Here is a 20,245-nt window from a genome sequence, read left to right as displayed (position 1 = left end):
AAATTATCTAGGGATTTCTACTGACTGTACAATACCATCAATAACGGTCTCTGTCGTCATTCCTTCCATTTCACGCTCAGGACTCAAGATTATCCTATGTCCCAGCGCAGGAACCACTACCTTTTTCACATCTTCTGGAATCACAAAATCCCTACCGGATATCGCCGCAGAGGCTTTTGATGCATTCATGATTGCCAAAGAGGCTCTTGGTGATCCTCCCAAATATAGATTGGGATGATTTCTGGTCTTCACGACAATTTGGGCTATATATTTGAGGATTTTCTCCTCAATTCCTATCTCAGAAGTCAATTGCTGAAAAGTCTTCAAAGACTCGGGGTCAAGAACAGACTCTACCTGATCAATTGCAGCATCTGATTTTCTTGCATGATGGCTTTTAAGTATGTCAAATTCCTGATCAAGTGTAGGGTAATCCAATTTGATCTTGAATAAAAACCTATCCAACTGAGCTTCCGGAAGGCTGTATGTCCCCTCCTGCTCTATCGGATTTTGGGTTGCCAAAACCATAAATGGCTCATCCATCACATAGGTATGTCCATCTACCGTCACCTGACGCTCTTCCATTACTTCAAACAAAGCGGATTGCGTCTTGGCTGGTGCACGGTTGATTTCATCTATCAAGATCAAGTTGGAAAAAATTGGTCCTTTTTTAAATTCAAATTCCCCCTGCTTCATGTTCAAGATCGAAGTGCCAAGCACATCACTTGGCATCAAGTCAGGCGTAAATTGGATTCTGCTAAACCCAACTTGCAGGGTTTTTGAAAAGAGCTTGGAAGTGATCGTTTTGGCAATCCCCGGAACACCCTCAATCAACACATGCCCCTTTGCCAACATGGCGACCAAAAGTAGGTCAATCATTTCCTCCTGACCCACGATTACCTTTTGGATTTCTGTCTTGATTTTCGCTACCGCAACACAAAGTTCTTCCAAAGGCAAGCGGCTTTTGAACTCCAAGGAATCATTGTGCTGCCCTAAGTTTTCTTCCTTATTTTCTTCCATTACTATATGATTTAAATTCTTCTATCAATTTATTTACTTTCAGGAGTTCTTGTTTTGAGACTTTCTCTTTAGAGAGAACAGCCATCAAAAAACTGAAAATCTCCACACCCCTATCGGCTGGACAATTTGCCCGAATTGTCAAATCCCTTATAACTGCTTCATCCAGATTCTCAAACCTAATCCTAAAATGGGCTCTACAATATTCCAAAAAGAGATTGATCTGTTGCTTACCCATCTCAGTAAATGCCTCCCGCTCCATGTACATAGCCGAAATTGTTTCGGAGAAAGCCACCGTCTGGTTCTCCAAAGGCAGGACAACTGGTATGCTCCTTTGCCGTCTTCTCCCTTCAAACACAATCCAGACCACAAGCATGAAAATCATGGTGTAATAGGCGCTTTTCAACTTTGGATTGGCAAGAAACAAATAAAGTGGAGATGTATAAACCGTCCTTCCCATTTTTTGATGGTTATCAAAATAAACCTTTCCTTCACTTGGTAAGTAAGCCAAAACCCCTTCTGTGTAATTTTTTGTACTTTTTTCCAAAAGGAAATAATTGGAAAATGCAATTGGAAAGGTATGGAGATACACCGTTCCATCCCCCACTTTCACTGCAATGAAATTTGGCTCTGCCATGGATTCAGAATCTTGGAATTTCATCTTTCCCAAAACCAATGTATTGGTACTATCCACTTTCGAAAAATATTCCAAGAGTGTAACTCTTTCAAATAGATAGGGTTCATCTGCCCTAAGCCGCCTGTCCTCAAAATTGAGCTCAATATGCTCCCTGAAATCCGCCAACTCAACCAAAGGGGAAACTTTCAATCCCAAAGAATCCAATAGAGGCGTGCTGTAGTTTCTCGCCGAGAGAAATAAGGTATTGCCTTTTTTCACCCAGTCGAGCATCTTTTTGATTTCTGATTTATCTGTTGCGTAATATGAATTGAAGGCAAAGTAAGTACCGCCTTGGGGATCTTTGTTCAGCCACTCAAAAGCAGGGACATTTACTTCTTCAAACCGATCTTTGGCAATTTTTTCCGACAATTGATCATAAATGACCTTTCCTCCATAGGGGATTTTATCCAATTTGGAATAACTCTCGCCCCAATCTACAGACGGCTTCGTATTGACCTGCAACAGCAGCAATACCAGCAAAATCAAGGCTAGGAATCCCATGATAAATTTTTGTGACCTTGGTATCATAGCAAGCTGTCTACTTTTAAAAATGCTCCTTCAGCCCTATTGAAGGCAGTTTGATTCATATGAAAATCTCCATACCAAATATAATCATAGATCTTGGTGATCTCTACAAATTGGTTTTTCAAATCACCAGTAGCCAATTCGTCAAAGTAATCATGGTTTGTTTTTTGGATTTTCCAGTCGATCAATTCTCTTTCTATCAGTTTCTTCAATGTCAATAAATAATAATACCTGATCGCCAACCTAAAATCATTTCTAGCTATGGCTTCATTGATCAATTGTTGGATATTCTGGTTTTGGATGATTTCTTCATCTGATCCAAAGGCAACCTGGTTGCCATTTAGCTTGTTTTCTGATACTCTCCTGTTATCGTACCTGACAAATAGCCAAACCAACAAGATGGAGAGTCCGATCAAAACCAAATAAGGCAATATTTGAATAATGAAATTCAGAAAAGCACCTGCAGTCCTATTGCCAATGATCCACCTCCAAAATCTGGAATAGAGTTCACCGGCTTTGCGCTGAAGCTTTTGGAACCAATTTTCACCGACATCCGATTCATCATACTGAAAATCCCTATCACCCAGATACCGGTCCAAGTATTCTTCCCCAAATTCAAATGGCTGTAAATCCTCCACGGTATGAATAGCCTCCACGGACAGACTATCCTGTTTGGCTTCCACCATGGAGATACTGAATAAAAGAAGAAGAATGGAGATTTTCAATTTCATCTTATGATCCCAACTCGTCGATTTGCTGCCTGATTCCTGTTTTGTTTTTCTCCTCATCCAAATCGTAATAGACAAATCCTATAGCGATATGCATCACAACGGTCAAAACATAAGATGCCGCACTCCCTATAGTCGCCAAGATCATATAAATAAAATCATTAGGCATCTCCGGACTTCCAATGGAGGATTGGGATGCCGAAATCACGGTTTTGATCAACATGTAGATCAAGGAGGGCATGCTAAATGCAAAAGAAATCAACCCAATGATAATCGATATCACCAGGATAGTCCCAAATGTCACCCACCAGTAGCCTTTGGTCAACCGGAAACTCTCACTGATCGTCTCACCGATGCTTTTCTCCCTAAATATCATCAGGGGAAATGCCAACACTACAGGAACTATGAAATAAATACCCGGAATGACAAAAAAGATAAACCCGAACGCCATCATCATGTAACAGATGATCATCAACAAGACCATACTGCCAAATTTGCTTTTTGCCTGATCAATGACAGTGGACTCTTCTACTACTCCCCTGTTCACCTCATATTCATGGGTGAAGCTAAAGATCGTAGAGGCACTCATGGCATAAAATATCCCACCTGCCAAAGCCAAAGCCAAAAGGGCGATCATTATATTCGAAGCCATGGATACTGGATCTGGATCCAACATGACATATTGATAATAAGCCGAAGCAACCAATACAACGATGAAGGGAATCCCACATGTCTTGACCAAAACAGAAAACAACTGCTTGGAGTTGTTGCGCGAAAAAGCAAATGTATCTGACAGAATTGCTCCCAATTCACGTCTTTTCCTCAAGGGTATATAATTTTCCATCAATTTGTTTTTTTATGGATTTGGATAGGATAAATAACGTAATAAAATAGTATCACACCTAAAGAAATAAATATTATTGAAATATTAAAAACATCAGGCAAATCAGTAATCCTCGTAACAAAACCTTCCAAAAATCCCGCTACAATAAAAAAAGGAATGGTACTGATCAAAATCTTCAAACCTGCTTTCATTCCTCTTTTCAGGGAAACCAACCGAGAATAGGTTCCTGGAAACAAAATACTATTCCCCAACACAATCCCTGCACAACCTGCAATGATGATCACAGAAATCTCTATAGTTCCATGAACCCAAATCGTACGGGCAGATTCCCAAAGTAAGTCTTGGTCATAGAAAAAATATTGGAATGAACCCAGCATAATCGCATTCTGCATCAAAATGTAGAAAGTCCCAACTCCCAACAAAATCCCCAGCGAAAATGCTGTCAGTGCAACACGGATATTGTTCACCGTAATTCCCAGAAACATATCCACCTGTTGCATTTCTTTGTATACAGCCATTGGGTCGCCTTTTTCTATATTGTCAAGGGTCATGTTCACATAGGCATCCCCCAAGATCGCCCTCACAAATGCCGCATCGGTAGCGGCAGAATAAGCACCTATTATTGAAAACACCAGAAATATCAGAAATGCGATAGCAAGCTGCGGCAAGTACTGGTAAAACATGGCAGGAAATTCCTGGGTATAAAATTTTATGAACCTTCCTTTGGATTCTTTTTTTGTTTTGTAGATTTTTTGGTGAGATTTAGAAGCCAATTGGTTCAGGTAGATGTGCGTTTGGCTATTTGGATAAAAAGTCTGGGCATAGCTCAAATGATCCGTTATCTCAATGTACAAGTCACCAAGCTCCATGGGAGATATTTTGGCGTTGGATAAAAGAGCATTTTCAAATCTTATCCATTTATCTTTATTTCGCTTAATAAAAGCAGCTTCACGCATCTTAAATTATCAATTTTACCAAAGAAAATAATAAATGAAGGAATTTCAAATAAAGACCGCCCAAAACATCAATATTCATCAAAATACCGCAAATGTTGGTAGCCGAATTTTGGCATACCTGCTTGATGCTGTTTTTATATTCCTGTTTATAGTTTTGGCAATATTCCTAGGCAGTAAAATTTTCGAAAACAGCTCTTTTTCATTGACTTTCTACACAGTAATGGGATTGCCAATCCTCCTGTACCATTTACTGTTTGAGTCGCTGATGGATGGTCAATCCCCCGGAAAAATGGTTTTGCAGATCAGGGTAGTGAAAGTCGATGGCTCAAAGGCAGGTCTGGGAGATTATCTCATCCGCTGGCTACTACGGATAGTGGACATCAGTTTCACTTCGGGTGGCTTGGCGATTTTGAGTATTCTTATCAGCGGAAAAGGCCAACGAATAGGTGATCTTGCTGCCGGGACAACCGTTATATCCGAAAAATTCATCACAAATCTGCAAAACACTTTGCTGGTAGACCTCCCGGAAAATTATGTCCCAAAATATTCACAGGCAATGATTTTGACCGATAAGCAAGTCCAAGATATCAAACAGATCAAAAATGAAGCATTGAAAAGCGGGGATTTTGGATTGATCCAAAAATTGGCAGCAAAAACAGCTGATTTGCTCCAAGTAACCTATGAAGAAAAATCCTTGGCATTTCTGGATCAGGTGATCAGGGATTATAATTTTTATAGCCAACAGGGTTGAGTCTGAAATATGAGTTAAAAAACATTCTCAAAAATTCAAAAATTGGCGAGAGAATATCGAAGCAAATTAAAAATAGCAAAAACGTTACTCTCTTAAAAAACAGATCCCGGCTCAATTATGCAATTTCATTACATAATTGAGCCGGGATCGACATGGAAAACCAAACTCAATTTGGCTTAATACTTATACAGATTATTAAACAGCATCTTGAATGTGCCATGTGACTGCGCCCTGTATGTGATTTCAGGAGTGTATACTACCAAATGACCTTTACCCATTGGTGCTACAAATGCAGTGATCCCATCTTCAAGATATGATTCGCCCCATGCCCACCCGCTTTTCAGAGGTGTAGCTGTATCAAACCAACTCAAAGCTTGGACACCTTGGAGTTTGGCTTCCGGCTTCAACTTGAACACAGGGTTGTTGTTAAACAAGACATAGGAATAATCTTCCAAACCCCAATTGAGAACCTGGTTTGAATCTACCCTTGTTTGCAACACACTGCCCGGCACATAATACTTTTCTCCCGGAAGTGGTTTCTCAGAACCATCTCTTTGGACTTCAACCAATGCATTGCGTACCGGCAATTCCAAATGGTATGCAAGCACTGAACTTGAACCAATTGCCACTACTTTCCCACCATTTTCAATGAATCTTTTCAACTGTGGAATAGACTTGTCAGCAGTGATAGAACCCAACATGTGGTGGTACTCTGATGGTGTATCTTCCTCTTTTGGTCCTCTATAACCTCCCGAACTGCCAAGGCTTGGTATACCTCCACTGATGAATAAGATGGCATCATATTTAGCATTGAGGTTTCCCTGATCTATTTCCTTTGCAAAAATCAATTCAAATTCAAAATTGTACTGCTCAAGAATCCATCTCACCCAACCACTTGGCATAGAACCTCCATAAGAATCGTACAATGCAACCCTTGAAGGTTTGATTGCAAGCAAATCTTTTGGTTGGCTTTTCGCAGCTTTGATTTCCAGGCCAAACTGCTTTCCATAATCAGCTAGTACTTTGTAGCCATTGGATGGAATGTAGAAAGATCCAGCGGGCATCTCTTCTACACTTGAGTTAGTCCTAGAGACTTTTATTCCCTTTTTCAAAAGCTCATTTGCGACAGTGAATGCATCATTGTGTACACTGCTGATCAAAAACCCGTTTTTAGACCCAGAAAGTGGCAACTGTTCCGGAACTTCCAATTCTCCATAAGCCAATGTCTCAAATGGTCCATCAAACCCATCCAAGATTCTGTCAAATTCAACGTCCATCTGGTAAGCCAATGTCCAACCAGCAGCATCATAAGGTCGGATCGGAGGGCCGCCCGGATATTGGAAATCATTTGGATAATCCTGTGGCTCAAACATGTCGATGACATGTGGTCTGAACGCCTGATCGGTCTTGACAATATAAGACCCCTTTGGATAGGTTTTGCCATTTACCTGAAACTGGCTTGTCGCTTTCTCTATTCTAATCCCGGTTTTTATCAGGGCATTGATAAACTTCACAGCGGTAGGAAAATCCTTTTGATCCGCTGGAATTATAAATCCCCGTGGATCTCTTTTTTCAGTCGCTTGGTAAATGCTATCATAAAATATCGACGGAATACCCCACCTGGAATTTCCTTGACTACTCTCTTTTGATTGGTCATAAGCAGTCTTGATGGCTTCCACTTTTTTCGGGAAAGGAGTCCAATAGTCCTTGCTACCTCTTTCGATAGAGCCTTTGCCCATACTGTATATGTTATACAATAGATGATCCCTGTTTCTGGCTGCATAATCCAGCACTGCATAGTTCAGGGATACAGAATAGTCGATTGATTGCTGAAACTTCCAAGTTTCCTGTGGGGTGACAGGGAAAGGGGTGTTTGCATTTGGGATCAACCTATCTGGTACCAATGGGATTGATTCCGGATTGGGACCACCGACGATCTCTGTCAAGATTCCAATGATATTGTGATAGTGGGTAGTAGTCCTTAAGCCACCATTATACCAAGTGGAAAAAGTAGAACCATTCATTCTTGTAAAACCCGGTTTGTTTTCAGCATTCAACCTGTTGTACATGGCAGCACCCACAGCATCAATTCCCGTGACCATCATTGGGTCAAACACATAATTGAAAGGATCTCTGTATGGAGGACCTGCCAAAACAGACCCTGCAGGGCCTCTTTGGTGGTGATTGTACATAACTTGCGGAATCCATTCTACGAATAGTTGATGCCCCATGTTCACAGACTCCTTCATGTTTTGGATGTAGAAATCCCTGTTGTTGTCATGGCCTATATACTTTTGGTACAAGACCGGAAGGCCTGAAAGACTCCTTTTTTCCGGCTCAGCATGTCTCATGTACCAGTCACCGATTTTCTCATGCCCATCCGGATTTGCATGGACAAAAAGGATCACTACATTGTCAAGAATCCGTTGGTTTTCTTTGTCATCTCTGGTCAATACATTGTATATCGTCTCTGTCAACTGATGGATCCCCACTGTCTCAGTCGAGTGCAATCCCCCATCAATCCAGACAATCGCCTTGCCTTCATCAGCCAAATCACGGGCTTCTGATTCTGCGAGGCTCTCTGCACGGGCCATTTTCACAGAAATCTCTTTGAAGCGATCTAGGTTTTTGTGGTTTTCTGGAGAAGTCACGATCATCATCCATTGATCCCTTCCCTCTTCAGTTTTTCCAATAGAAACCAATTTTGCTCTGTCTGAAATTTCAGCAACTTTTTTAAAATAGGCCTCTGTTTGGCTGTAAGTTGAAATGTGATAATCATCACCCATCCCGAAGCCAAAATGCTCCCTTGGGCTGGGGATAGTTTGGGACATTGCTGCAGTAAGTCCCAAAATAAAAACACCAAGGAGAATAAATCCTCCCTGGATGAATTTGTTGTTTGTTTTTGTTTTTTTCATCTATGGTATATTTTTAAACCTAACACCTACCCTACAGTCACATAGTTCACCCCTGGACTCATCGCAGGAGTTGTCATTGTATTGGACTATTCTCTTTCCGTCTGCCATAATAACAATAAATTTGAAGAGGAAATAGTCATTTACAGCAACGGTCGATAAGTTGGTCTGAGTCAACGCAGCAAGCTCTGAAGCGGTGAAGCTATATTGCTTGGGGAAAGTAGTCACCCTTTCGAAAAGGGTATCGTTTGCCCGTATGACACTTGGAAGTGGGAACTGTCTTTCGTTTGGATGCACTTCTGCCAAGGACAATACAAGTGGGTATACTGGAGGATTTCCCTCCCTTCTATTGAAACTCACATAAACTTCGATCGCTTCAATACTCGCCCTGCCTTCCGCATCATAGTAGTCCAGTTGCCACTCAAATTTTTGGGTGGTGCTGTAGTCTGGATCAGCCAGGTTGAAATACGAGGTTTTGGCAGAAGCAAATGTAGGCAAAGCGGAACTCCCAGCATTCAATGTAACTTTTGGAGTCGCGACGTAGGTAAAGTTTTCCCATTCATAATCTACTGTTTTGCAGGAAAACAACAGGCAGATCAAAAGACTTAATATTGATATTTTTTTCATGGCTTTATTTATTTTTCAAAAATCAGAATAAGATTAGCGGCTCCAGAACACAGGGATGATCTGCTGATTTCTTTGCAATTGCTCCCTTGTTTCTACCACTGTTTCATTTGAAGTCAACTCAGTCTCTGAGAAGAAGAACCTTTGTGGAAAGACATCAAGAGGAGATATCAACTCTACCAATTCCGGGAGACCAGTCCTTCTATAATCATTGTAGGATTCCACTCCATTTCCATACATTGCTATCCACTTTTGCATCATTACCATAGCGAGTTTATCTTCTTGGGACGCTGATTCAAATGCTTCCAATAGCCTCTCGTTGAAACGCAGGATACTCGCTGATGATATTGGGAAGGCAGGAGACAGTGTACTTATAGCTTCCATATTGGCAGCTACAGCTTGGGTCAATAATTCACCTGCATTTTCCCCTGTATTCAAAGTCAAGGCAGCTTCAGCCCGATAAAACTTCATCATTGAATTTGTCAAAAGCGGCTGAATCCCTGCACCAGTACCATCCCCATTGGCAAACAGCACCAGTCGGAATGAATTTGCGGAAGCCCCTGCAGTCGCTCCAATATTATTCAGCAACCCCTCGTCATTGGAAATGGAAGGGATCATGCCATTGTCATACACTCCACCTGAAGGATATATCCCCACGATCGCCCTGGTTTGTTGATCGGCAGGTGATGCTGCGCCATCACCGGGATAACGACCATAATAACCTTCTCCAACCTGGGAATTTGCCAAGCCGGCCTTTTCATTCAACCTGAAAATATAATACCTGAGCCTGGGATCATCCTGTTCTTTGAGTCTGTCATGAAGCACCATACTAACATAACCATCCCTGCTTGGAGAATAACCGGTGGTATACCACGGATGTCTGGTTTCTGGAGCCGGGCTACTCCCAAACAAAAAGGTGAAATCATCTTCATTGCTGTCTATCATATTATTTTCAGCAAGCAATGCGTTGATCCCCTGGGCGGAAGCCGTAGGATTCACATTCTTAGTCTGTAGATAGAGTTTGAACTTCAACGAGTTGGCAAATTTCATCCATTTCTCCCTAGAACCCTGATACATCAAATCTGAGGAGGGAACAACTGAAAAGCCTTTGTTTATATCTGCTTTGGCTTCATCTATCAGTTTCAGAAGGTCTGAATATATCTCTTCCCCACTATCGAAACGTGGGTTTGCGGATTTAGCCGCTTCATAGTATGGAAGATCTCCCCACAAGTCCACCATCAACCCATACAAAAAGGCTTTTTGCAACTTTGCTATCCCCAAATAGCCCCAGCTCTCCTGTTCGGTACCGGTTGTGATCATTTGCTCTAAATCTGGAATAGCCTGGGTATAATAACCCAACCAAGTCGCCTGGAAAGTTGTCCCAGTTTGATCCCACCTGTTCAGACCACCGGCAGCCCTGTGCTGTATGACATTTGATGCTCCTCTATTGATGGTATTGAAATTCCCTACAATTGACAATTGGGTTGCTGGAAGCAGTAATGCCAATTGGGGATCGGTGGGATTATTTGGATCCGCGTTGATATCAATAAATTCAGAACAAGCTCCTGACAACATTCCAATCAGCAGCAGACTGGCTATCATTTTTGATTTTATAAATTTTACAACTTTCATCTTTTCGCTGGTTTTAGAATGTAAATCTTAAGTTGACCCCATATCTTTTGGTAGGAGGTACACCGAGCTGGTCATACCCTAAGTTGTTGGCTCCCGCAGTACTCACTTCCGGATCGTAATTCATCGCGGTAGGAGTATTCGGTGCTTTATACCATAAGTTTCTACCACTCACTGATACAAAAGCGCTTCCAAATGGGGTTTTGCTGAGAAGCTGCCTTGGGAAAACATACCCTAGGGAAATTTCCCTCAGCCTAAAAACCGTAGCATCGAAAATAGCTGCTTCATTGATGTATCCCGCCGAAGGGCCACTAGGACCAAAGCCACTCCCAAAGAAATAATCATTGTAGTTCAATGCAGTGTTGTTGGGAATCTTGTTTCCATTTTCATCCAACAGAGGTTGTCTTGTATTCACATCCCCCATCACGCCAGTTCCAACCCTAAATGAATCCCGATCCTCTGTATCCTTCAAGACACCACGGGCATAAGTCTCCCCTATAGTGGTAGACAAGATATCCCCTCCCTGTTTCCAATCAAACAAGACATCCAGAGTAATTCCCCTAAAGGAAAACGTATTGCTCAATCCTGCAAAGAAATCTGGATTTGGATCACCAATTGGGCCGTTGGTTGCAGCCAAAATAGGTTTTGCCGTGAGAGGATTGACCAAAATATTCCCTTCATCGTCACGTGCATACCTGGATCCGAAAATCATCCCATAGGGCTGACCCTCAATATGGACATTGCCGCTATAGGTAAGTTGGGCAAAACCTCCCAAGTCCTCTACCCTATTTCTATTTCGGGTGAAGTTGGCACTGATAGACCAATTCAACCCCTTATCAGACATCAGTGGGTTTGCAGTCAAACCGATTTCAATCCCTTTGTTGGAGGTTTCTCCTAAGTTGATGATCCTGGTCAGGAATCCTGAAGATGGCGCAGAGTTTACCACAAAAATCTGCGAGGTACTCATTTTGGTATAATAAGTCAAATCCAAAGAGAACAGGTTTTGCAAAAACCTCAACTCAGTACCTATTTCAAATTCAGTGATAAATTCTGGTTTCAATTCATTGTTTGAAAAACTGTTGGCAAGTGTTTGCGTACTTACACCAGAATTATTGGAATTGGAAAATGGAGAACCTATCCCTCCAAATGTTGCATTGGCATTGAACACATTGATAGTCTGGTATGGAGATGCCTCGTTGCCCACTTTTGTATAACCAGCCCTGATGGTACCGAAATTTAAGGTTGACGAATTCATCTTCAAAGCCTCTGTAAATACAAAAGACCCATTGACGCCACCATAGAGATAACTTCTATTATCCGCAGGAAGGGTAGAAGAGACATCATTCCTACCGACAAAATTAAGAGAGGCGTAATTTTTATAATCAAATGTCAAATCACCAAAAAAGGCATAGTAGCGTTGTTTTATCAAGGCTTGATTATTTGGCAGCCCCCCCAAAGTAATGGTGGTAGTATTCCTAATATCATTCAAACCCGCCACGATAATTCCGTCTCCGGAAAATGCAGATCTTCTGGTCAATCTTTGGTTGATATTGTTTCCAAGAATCAACCTTACCTTGATATCTTCATTAATCTGCGTATTGATGGTTGCCAGCAAGACATTGTCCAACTCTTCTCTGTAGATATTGTCTGTGTTGATGGTGCCGTTGGCATAGACACTGGAACCTTTCCCCAATACACTCACCCGATTGTCAGTGAAGCTGTTAAATCCAAATGTATTCTGGATTGTCAACCAAGGAGTAACTTCTTTTCCTAATACGAAACTCCCAAATGTCCTATCCACATCGCTGGTAGCCGGACTGTGCTTGACTGACCAGTAAGGATTGTCCAAGGCCCTATAGTAAACATTTCCTCCAGTAACTGGATTTTCGAAAGGGTAATTTGTCAAATCATAACTTGTAGGCATAAACAGCAGATTTCCCATCACAGAACCTGAGCCGCCAATCGGAGGACTGGTTTGGCTGGTTTTCACATAGTTCAGCGTTCCCCTGACAAAGAACCCATTATCCAATTTAGCATTCCCTCCTATATTGAATGATGTTCTGGTAATACTATTTCCTGGCACCACCCCATCATTGTTTGTTCTTGTAAACCCAGCCGTTACACTACTCTTCTCTGTCCCCCCGTTGATCATGATGGAATTTTCAAACAAATTTCCGTTTCTAAAGAAATTGCTAACATTTTCCTTCATGTAAGATCTATAGGGAACTTGAACAGGAGTAACGCCATCAGCCTCATAAAATTCAGGGAATTGGGAAGCGGGGTTTGAACCCAAGGCCAACGGATGAGGAATCGTGGGTCTGCTGGAATAAGGAGACCCATAAGAGCCATACACACCCGCACGATAATCCCCGTTGGTTCCTTGTCCATATTTATTCTGATACTCCGGAATCCCCGACAACCTTTCGTTGGAATAGGAAGTGTTGTAGGTGATTTCCATTCCTTTCCTGCCTTTTCTAGAACCAGTTTTTGTGGTGATAATGATGGCACCATTTGCAGCCCTAGATCCATAAAGTGCAGAGGCCGCAGCACCTTTTAATACCGTCAGATTCTCAATGTTATTTGGATCAATGTCAAATGCCCTACTTGAAGTGGATTGACTGCTTTGCGTCTGACGTGTACCGCCCGATTCAAAAGTCGAATTATCAAAAGGCACTCCATCTACTACAAACAAGGGTTGGTTGTTGTTTCCCAAAGATGAATTCCCCCTGATTGAAATATTGGTCGCCCCTCCGGCTACTCCTCCTCCACCTTGGATATTGACACCTGCTATCTTTCCTGTCAGTGCCCTTACTGGGTCAGGCTCATTTCGCTGTCCCAACTTATCGCTATCTAAAGTAGTCACTGCATACCCCAGCGTATTCGAGTTTCTTTCAATCCCAGCTGCGGTAACCACCACTTCGGAAAGTTGCACACTATCGGATAATGTTACACTTATCTCGCTTTGGTTGGTTATGTTTACCTCCATCTTTTCATAGCCGATATAGGATATGACCAAGATATTTTCATTTTCTCCAAGGTCAACCTGAAAGATGCCGTCCAAATCCGTAACAGCCCCTTTTGCAGTACCCTTGATGAGAACATTTGCTCCCGGAATTGGCATCCCAGCTTCATCCAATACAGTTCCCTTGATGGTTTTTTGTTGGGCATATCCTTGGTGGGAAACCAAAAGTATAGCTTGCAACATCAAGAAGTAAAGGCATCCCTTCCAATAGGGCGAAATGCCAATTTGAGTAAAATTTGTCTTCATAGACTATAAGGTTAATGAGTAAGAAATACACACCTATCCCATCCCAATCAAAATTGAGTGAAAAGGCATTAACAGAAACAGTTATTTGGGATTCAACTAAGAATAAGAAAGAATTGAATTCATGCGCATAAAAAATATACTTTTTATTCTTTACTAAAAGTAATCTAAAAAATCCCCAAACTCAAACCACTTACATAAATATTTTAAAAAACAACCAGAAAATATGATTTTCACACAAAATTACAACCACAAAGGCAAAAAAAAATACCGATATGCAAGAAAAATACATTAAATAAGCAAAATATAGTTGTATTTAAACCGTATTTAAAAAAAAAGACTAAACCACTTATCCCAATTTATGGTTATCCGCTACTTTGCTAGTAAGTTAAAATGTAGCAGATAACCGCCAACTATACCACGTCCCAATCATCAGATTGTCTGGAGCACCTACATTGGATATTTTATAGGACTACTAGTATGAAAACATATATGAATAAAAAAAAGGGGAATCACCCCCTTTGATCAAATTTTCTGAAAACAAGTTGCAGAAACTCTTCTACCGCTTCTGAATTCTTATCCCAGGCCAACTCCCCTACATACCTTTCATTGACTAAATGGATGGCAGACATAAAGCTATCACACTGATCGATGGATTTCAAAGCATGCTTCATCAAATCCGGATTCCCGTCAAACAACTCTTTGGTGAACATAAAACGCTGGTTGATCCCAATGTTCTCAGACAAATCTGAAATTGTCCCTTTCATAACGCTATACTGCTCGGATTCAAACTTCTCCCAAGCCTGAAGTGGGTCTATTATTTGCGAAGCATGGGCCACCTTGTATTGGGAAGTGACAACCTCCACCCTCTCGATTTCTTCTTCCAATTCATCCACCGCACCCTCTTCGGAAGATTCCCCCAAACCCTGAACTTCTTCGGAAGCAACACCAGTCGATTCATCTTCCAAAATATCTTTACTTTCCTCGGACTCCATCGTTACTTCCTGCTGATGCCCCACTTCATCTTCAAGAACTTCCTCTTTATCAGGAACCCTTTCAAACAAAATATCAAAATCCAAATACAAAATCCCCTGTAGCTCAGACAACAAATTTTCCGGACTATCCAAAACCTCCTTTTGCTGCCCAAAATTCAACTGCAAAGCTTCTTTGTATGCCTCGGCTGATTGGCTGATCCCCGCCCTGTCGATTAGGTTTGCCACCAAGATATGGTTCCATTTATAATACTTCTCATTGCTTTTGAGAAACTCATTCACACTCGACCGAGAAGCTTTGTCTATTTCCCCCCTGAAAAAAGAAACGGGATCCAGTGCCAAAATAATCGAAAATGCCACGGCTTCTCCCAGAAGCGGTTCAAAATTCTCCCTGTCTATTTTGATCGATCTAGAAAGCACATTCATAAATTCATTCAGGGCATGGTATACAGAATTATCCCTGTAATCAAAATACGGATTGCTTTTGAGTTTTTCCAACTCTACTTGCCAAGCTTCAAAGAGGGATTTGATCACAAAGAAATTGACTTGCTTACTCGAAGTCAACCTGAGGATTTCAGCCCCATTGATGTATTGTTTGGAAGAGAAGTATTGGTCACAAACCTTCTTAGCAAACTCCAAAGCGTAGTTTTCTAAATATTTGCTGTTAATTTTGACACTCATAGCTGGTATTTTATTTTAAACGGAAGCAGAAATCATGCTGAAAATTATCATTGAGAACTTAAATCACAAAGAAATAATTTCCCATGAAAGTAATCGTAAAGTTATAGAATTAATTCATGAAAACTACATTGACTGGATGCACGCCTGCGGCAAAAAAGGCAGATGCACCACCTGCAAAATGATCATCACAGAAGGGATAGGCAACCTGAGCCCATTGACAGAACGGGAAGAAATTTTCCGGAAAAATGACCGATTAAAACCCAACGAAAGATTAACTTGCCAAGCTGAGCTGAAATCCGGCACACTCCGAATCCGTGTAGCAGAAGCAAATAAGTTTCCTCATATGGAGTACAGTGGGTGAAGTTGTACGAGTTAGGCGGGGTAGAATTGGGAGATTTGTTGGAAAGTTGCAATGTTTGAAGGTTGGAAGGTTTGGATAGCTTGTCACTCGTGGTGGATTACTAGACTGGTAGAACTTGGCCTTGGCGGATTGAAAAATTGGAAGATCATAAGATTAGTTGAAAGATTGCAAGGTTGGAAAGTTAGAAGGTTGAGTCCACTCTTAAAAGCCATTTTCATTAGAAAAAAGTGGCTTAGGATTGAAATTAGAAGGGTAAAATTCTCATTTTAATCCTTACCGGAGAGGACTCAAGGTTAGGTAGCCATAGCAATATTGGTGGTCTTTGTACATTGCACTTAGTACTTAGTACAATCAAATTGAGATTAGAAAATTGGTTTGAAAGTTACAAAGTTGGAATGTTTTAAAGCTGGGGGAGAGATGATTGAGTTATTGAGGAATTTGAAGAACTTGTCCGTCGTGGTGGATTGGAAAATTGAACTATTGGAAAGTTAAGAAAATTGTAACCTTACAAAGTTGTTGGAGGATGGTTTTTTTAGTGGATATTTGGGATTGTCCCGAAAATCACTAGACACTCTTTAATAATCACAATCGTCATATGAACTCGACCCTAAATATATCGCCGAAGGCTCATATCTATTTATATCGCAAAGCTTATATCACTATCTACCTCTATTAATCTCACGTACTTGGTCTAACTCTTGCATCTTTTATCTTATGTCTTGTGTCTCATGTCTTGTGTCTCAAATCTAAAAAGCAAAAATGTTTATAGAACCATTTATAGGAGCTAAAAATAAAACAGACAGGAAGGGCCATATAGAAGTGGTCTGTGGGTCGATGTTTTCCGGAAAAACGGAGGAATTGATCCGAAGGCTTAACCGTGCCCTGATCGCTAAACAAAAAGTGGAAATCTTCAAGCCTTCTATAGATATCAGATACCATGATTCCGATGTGGTCTCCCACAACGAGAATTCAATCAGGTCCACCCCAGTGAATTTTGCAGAGGACATCCTGCTGCTGGCAGGAGATTGCGATGTGGTCGGGATCGATGAAGTCCAGTTTTTTGACAATCATATCGTACATGTAGCCAATGTCCTCGCCAACGCCGGCAAAAGGGTCATCCTCGCAGGACTGGACATGGATTTTGAAGGAAAAGCCTTTGAGCCCATGCCACAGCTTTTGGCAATTGCCGAATATGTAACTAAGGTCCATGCCATCTGTATGAAATGTGGGGACTTGGCTTCCTATTCTTTTAGACTATCAGACACCAAAGAAAAAGTCGTTCTTGGCGAGAAGGACAGCTATGAGGCCCGGTGCCGAAAATGCTTTTATGAAGACAAAAAATGAGTTGGAAAAATAAATCTCAATGGTTTGCGGCAATTTTCAATTGCAGACTTTCTTTGCCCTTTTTTCAAAGATCGATCAGCCTATTGTTTTTGTTTTTTCTCAATCCCCTTCTGATTACCGCCCAATCAAACATCCCAATTGGCACTTGGAAAACCCACCTCTCCTACACCGATCCTGCTATTCTCAGGGGTTCCGATCAGACTATTTTCCATATTGGAATGGAGAGTCTATTTTATTTTTCACTAAATGGAGAAGAAATAAACACCCTCACAAAAATTGATGGGCTATACACACATCAATTTGTTGCAGCCACATTTGATCCAGCAAGCAAAAAGCTCCTCCTCGCTTACCCTGATGGCACGATAGATTTGGTAGGCGAGCGTAAAATATCATCTCTTGGGGACTTAAAAAACAATTCCCAAATCACCGAAAAACAAGTAAGGTCTATCAAAATCATAGGTCAAAAGGCATTTCTTGCTGCAGATTTTGGCCTGGGAGTGATAAACATCAACCTTGGCCGCTTTGTTGATTCCTATATCAACATTGGCCCAAATGGAAGCAAGCTGCAAATCAATGACATCAGTGCTGACAACGAATATTATTACTTAGCGAGTGAATTGGGGATATTGATTGGAAAAAAAACCAGCAACCTAAAAGATTTCAGAAACTGGAACATGACCAATTCCAATATCAGTGGTGGATTCTTGAGAATTGAATCCATTGATGGGGTACAGATTGCATTGGGAGCCGATAGCAATATTTATCTTTTGGATAACCACGGGGCGCAACCCATCATCGGCACATTCGGTTCTGAGCATCTAAAAATATTCCCAAATGGCCTCTATGTAAAAAAAAGCAGCAGCATTCTCAAAATTGAATCCAACGGTTCATTCCAGGAAATCTTCAACTCCCCCAATACATTTTCAGACTTCCATTTGATAGGAGATGAAATCTACCTCAGCATTCCGCGAAAAGGCTTGGTTAGGGAAAATGACTACAGGGAATTCAAGCCAAATGGAACTGCAACAAAAGTTCGGAAATTTGAAATAACGACTTCTGGGATTTATGCTTTGCCTATTTTCAAACCTGCTAATGCTGCCCTTTACAGATCGTTTGGAACAGCAAGCAGTCAGCTCGAAAATGGGAATTGGCTCAAAAACAATGCCCCAAGTTTGCCGACTTCAAAAGCGAATCTGGGCAACAAAGAGTATATAGGAACCCAGGAAAATGGACTTTGGGTACAGCAAGGCGATGATATGAGTCAGATCCAACTACCAGGTCTACCTCTAAACCAAAGCATAGCCGTAATCCAAAGTGATCCATTGGGGCAGATTTGGATAGGAATGGAGGATAGCCAATCGCGCTTGTACAAAATCAATCCCGATGAATCCATCAACACCATCCCTGTTGCAGGATTGGCATTCCCCCTACAAATAGAAAGTGACCTGATTGGCAACCTATGGATACTACAAACGAACCAGACCAATTCATTTACGCAACTAAGGGTATTCAACGAAAACACAGGCTTGAACAGGGTCATTTCCTCTGCCAATAATCAAGGTGGAATCCCAAACCTACCAATCCAATCAATTCATATCGACAGTGAAAATAGGCTATGGATAGCCCAAAACGGAGGGATTGTCTATATCCCCAACATTTCAAGCATAAACAACAGCACGGCAATCAATGCTGTTCAGCCATTATTCAACAATGCACCACTACTGAATGGGGAATTTGTGACTGCTGTCAACATCGCTCCAGACCAAAGCATTTGGCTGGGGACAAATGGCAGTGGCCTTTGGCATTTTTCAGAAATGGGAGAAAAACTGAAAGCTAACTACAGGGCTTCCAATAGCCCTATGTATTCAGACAATATATTAAATTTGAGTTATGATTATGGCGCAGGCGAGCTGTTTGTCGTGACACCGGAAGGGGGCTTATCCTACAGGACAGGAAGCATATCTTCATCTGAAGATTTAGCGGCTTTGAAAATATTCCCAAATCCAATCAGGCCTGATTTCAACGGATACCTGAGTGTTGAGGGATTGACAGATTATGCACAGGTCAAAATCACCAATTCGGCAGGCAGGCTAATCCATACCAGGCAAGTGCGTGGGGGATCGTTTACATGGAATATACAAGACGTGGGAGGGAAAAGACCTCCACCGGGCATCTATTTGGTATTTGTCGTGGATGAAATGGGACAGGAAAGAATCGCGGGAAAATTTGTAATAATCTGATGCAGAAAAAAACCAGTGGGATAGTCATTTCTTATATCCGATACAAAGAGACTTCAATCATCGTCAAGATTTTCACCCGGGAACTTGGTTTGAAATCCTATATCATCAACGGAGTCAGAAGCAGTACCGGAAAATCAAAAATCGCACTTTACCAACCACTTACCCAACTGGATTTGGTCGTCTATGACAAAGAGGGTGCAGGACTGAACCGGATTTCAGAAGCAAAACTGCTGCATCCATACCATTTGATCCCTTTTGATTTCATCCGATCGGGGGTTGCCATGTTCGTTGCAGAAGCATTGTCCAAATCCATTTATGAGAATTATCAAAACGAGTCATTGTACGATTTTCTGGAAACAGTATTGGTTCATCTAGACAGCAAAGACTGCAGATTATCGACCTACCCAATCGTATTTTTGCTAGAGATGTCCAATTATCTGGGGTTTGCCCCCAGTGATTCCACATCTTTCTTCAATGAAATCATCCACGAAATCAAATCCCCAGCACAGCTCCATGCAGAAAAAGAAGCATTGGACCAATTGTTCGAATTATCCTTTTCATGTCGGAAAAACATCCCTTCAGCTATCAGAAAAGGACTTCTGGATCATTTCCTTATTTTCTATTCCCAGCATTTGGAGGACAATGGAAATTGGAAATCTATAAAAGTGCTGCGACAATTGATTTTATAATCGTTAAGTCCTTT

Annotated in this window: 15 protein-coding genes; 5 read left to right on the top strand and 10 right to left on the bottom strand. The window is 41.4% G+C overall.

Annotation, left to right across the window (positions count from 1 at the left end; all coding sequences use genetic code 11):
• Positions 1-3: 3 nt before the first annotated feature.
• From ACFSKL_RS08815 to ACFSKL_RS08795, 5 genes are read right to left on the bottom strand one after another with little or no spacing between them, the layout of a single operon-like run.
• Complete coding sequence (locus ACFSKL_RS08815; protein ID WP_376885446.1) at positions 4-1,017, bottom strand: AAA family ATPase; 1,014 nt, start codon at positions 1,015-1,017, stop codon at positions 4-6.
• Positions 1,004-2,191, bottom strand: coding sequence for a DUF4350 domain-containing protein (locus ACFSKL_RS08810; RefSeq protein ID WP_376885445.1), 1,188 nt, complete (start codon positions 2,189-2,191; stop codon positions 1,004-1,006). The genes ACFSKL_RS08815 and ACFSKL_RS08810 overlap by 14 nt, the downstream gene beginning before the upstream one ends.
• Positions 2,192-2,214: 23 nt before the next feature.
• On the bottom strand, positions 2,215-2,946 hold the full coding sequence (locus ACFSKL_RS08805) for a DUF4129 domain-containing protein (protein ID WP_376885443.1): 732 nt from the start codon (positions 2,944-2,946) through the stop codon (positions 2,215-2,217).
• Between the two features lies 1 nt (position 2,947).
• Positions 2,948-3,787, bottom strand: a complete 840-nt coding sequence (locus tag ACFSKL_RS08800; protein ID WP_376885441.1) for a hypothetical protein — start codon at positions 3,785-3,787, stop codon at positions 2,948-2,950.
• A complete protein-coding gene (locus ACFSKL_RS08795) occupies positions 3,787-4,656 on the bottom strand; it encodes a stage II sporulation protein M (protein ID WP_376885439.1) in 870 nt (289 codons plus the stop codon). The genes ACFSKL_RS08800 and ACFSKL_RS08795 overlap by 1 nt, the downstream gene beginning before the upstream one ends.
• A gap of 121 nt (positions 4,657-4,777) precedes the next feature.
• Between ACFSKL_RS08795 and ACFSKL_RS08790 the strand changes: the two genes are divergently transcribed.
• Positions 4,778-5,494, top strand: a complete 717-nt coding sequence (locus tag ACFSKL_RS08790; protein WP_376885437.1) for an RDD family protein — start codon at positions 4,778-4,780, stop codon at positions 5,492-5,494.
• A gap of 176 nt (positions 5,495-5,670) precedes the next feature.
• Here the strand turns inward: ACFSKL_RS08790 and ACFSKL_RS08785 are convergent, their stop codons facing one another.
• From ACFSKL_RS08785 to ACFSKL_RS08765, 5 genes are all read right to left on the bottom strand, one after another.
• Complete coding sequence (locus ACFSKL_RS08785; protein WP_376885435.1) at positions 5,671-8,409, bottom strand: M14 family metallopeptidase; 2,739 nt, start codon at positions 8,407-8,409, stop codon at positions 5,671-5,673.
• Positions 8,410-9,033: a hypothetical protein gene (locus ACFSKL_RS08780; protein WP_376885434.1), complete on the bottom strand. Its 624-nt coding sequence runs from the start codon at positions 9,031-9,033 to the stop codon at positions 8,410-8,412.
• Positions 9,034-9,066: 33 nt separating this feature from the next.
• Positions 9,067-10,662 (bottom strand): SusD/RagB family nutrient-binding outer membrane lipoprotein, encoded by a 1,596-nt coding sequence (locus ACFSKL_RS08775; protein ID WP_376885432.1) that lies wholly within the window; start codon positions 10,660-10,662, stop codon positions 9,067-9,069.
• 13 nt (positions 10,663-10,675) lie between these two features.
• Positions 10,676-13,927, bottom strand: a complete 3,252-nt coding sequence (locus ACFSKL_RS08770) for a SusC/RagA family TonB-linked outer membrane protein (protein WP_376885430.1) — start codon at positions 13,925-13,927, stop codon at positions 10,676-10,678.
• Positions 13,928-14,436: 509 nt separating this feature from the next.
• Entirely contained in the window at positions 14,437-15,597 is a 1,161-nt protein-coding gene (locus ACFSKL_RS08765; RefSeq protein WP_376885428.1) for a hypothetical protein, read from the bottom strand.
• A gap of 34 nt (positions 15,598-15,631) precedes the next feature.
• Here ACFSKL_RS08765 and ACFSKL_RS08760 point away from each other — a divergent pair, with 34 nt between their 5' ends.
• The 4 genes from ACFSKL_RS08760 to recO all read left to right on the top strand — a co-directional run bounded on the left by ACFSKL_RS08760 (position 15,632) and on the right by recO (position 20,231).
• A complete protein-coding gene (locus ACFSKL_RS08760) occupies positions 15,632-15,958 on the top strand; it encodes a 2Fe-2S iron-sulfur cluster-binding protein (protein WP_376885426.1) in 327 nt (108 codons plus the stop codon).
• 759 nt (positions 15,959-16,717) lie between these two features.
• Positions 16,718-17,302 carry a thymidine kinase gene (locus ACFSKL_RS08755; RefSeq protein ID WP_376885424.1) on the top strand — a complete coding sequence of 195 codons (585 nt, stop codon included), beginning with the start codon at positions 16,718-16,720 and terminating at the stop codon, positions 17,300-17,302.
• Entirely contained in the window at positions 17,299-19,542 is a 2,244-nt protein-coding gene (locus ACFSKL_RS08750) for a PorZ beta-propeller-like domain-containing protein (protein WP_376885423.1), read from the top strand. The genes ACFSKL_RS08755 and ACFSKL_RS08750 overlap by 4 nt, the downstream gene beginning before the upstream one ends.
• Positions 19,542-20,231 (top strand): DNA repair protein RecO, encoded by a 690-nt coding sequence (gene recO, locus ACFSKL_RS08745; protein ID WP_376885421.1) that lies wholly within the window; start codon positions 19,542-19,544, stop codon positions 20,229-20,231. The genes ACFSKL_RS08750 and recO overlap by 1 nt, the downstream gene beginning before the upstream one ends.
• Positions 20,232-20,245: the final 14 nt, after the last annotated feature.

The organism is Belliella marina (assembly GCF_042682445.1).
GTDB classification, from domain to species: domain Bacteria; phylum Bacteroidota; class Bacteroidia; order Cytophagales; family Cyclobacteriaceae; genus Belliella; species Belliella marina.
Note: the sequence above shows the minus strand (reverse complement) of the source record. Positions and strands in the feature narration are given on the sequence as shown.

What these genes read in the sequence shown, in the direction of transcription:
- ACFSKL_RS08785 (WP_376885435.1), bottom strand. Translation starts at nt 8,409, where the DNA reads ATGAAAAAAACAAAAACAAACAACAAATTCATCCAGGGAGGATTTATT.
- ACFSKL_RS08770 (WP_376885430.1), bottom strand. Translation starts at nt 13,927, where the DNA reads ATGAAGACAAATTTTACTCAAATTGGCATTTCGCCCTATTGGAAGGGA.
- ACFSKL_RS08755 (WP_376885424.1), top strand. Translation starts at nt 16,718, where the DNA reads ATGTTTATAGAACCATTTATAGGAGCTAAAAATAAAACAGACAGGAAG.
- recO (WP_376885421.1), top strand. Translation starts at nt 19,542, where the DNA reads ATGCAGAAAAAAACCAGTGGGATAGTCATTTCTTATATCCGATACAAA.
- ACFSKL_RS08815 (WP_376885446.1), bottom strand. Translation starts at nt 1,017, where the DNA reads ATGGAAGAAAATAAGGAAGAAAACTTAGGGCAGCACAATGATTCCTTG.
- ACFSKL_RS08780 (WP_376885434.1), bottom strand. Translation starts at nt 9,033, where the DNA reads ATGAAAAAAATATCAATATTAAGTCTTTTGATCTGCCTGTTGTTTTCC.
- ACFSKL_RS08765 (WP_376885428.1), bottom strand. Translation starts at nt 15,597, where the DNA reads ATGAGTGTCAAAATTAACAGCAAATATTTAGAAAACTACGCTTTGGAG.
- ACFSKL_RS08775 (WP_376885432.1), bottom strand. Translation starts at nt 10,662, where the DNA reads ATGAAAGTTGTAAAATTTATAAAATCAAAAATGATAGCCAGTCTGCTG.
- ACFSKL_RS08790 (WP_376885437.1), top strand. Translation starts at nt 4,778, where the DNA reads ATGAAGGAATTTCAAATAAAGACCGCCCAAAACATCAATATTCATCAA.
- ACFSKL_RS08750 (WP_376885423.1), top strand. Translation starts at nt 17,299, where the DNA reads ATGAGTTGGAAAAATAAATCTCAATGGTTTGCGGCAATTTTCAATTGC.
- ACFSKL_RS08760 (WP_376885426.1), top strand. Translation starts at nt 15,632, where the DNA reads ATGCTGAAAATTATCATTGAGAACTTAAATCACAAAGAAATAATTTCC.
- ACFSKL_RS08795 (WP_376885439.1), bottom strand. Translation starts at nt 4,656, where the DNA reads ATGGAGCTTGGTGACTTGTACATTGAGATAACGGATCATTTGAGCTAT.
- ACFSKL_RS08800 (WP_376885441.1), bottom strand. Translation starts at nt 3,787, where the DNA reads ATGGAAAATTATATACCCTTGAGGAAAAGACGTGAATTGGGAGCAATT.
- ACFSKL_RS08810 (WP_376885445.1), bottom strand. Translation starts at nt 2,191, where the DNA reads ATGGGATTCCTAGCCTTGATTTTGCTGGTATTGCTGCTGTTGCAGGTC.
- ACFSKL_RS08805 (WP_376885443.1), bottom strand. Translation starts at nt 2,946, where the DNA reads ATGAAATTGAAAATCTCCATTCTTCTTCTTTTATTCAGTATCTCCATG.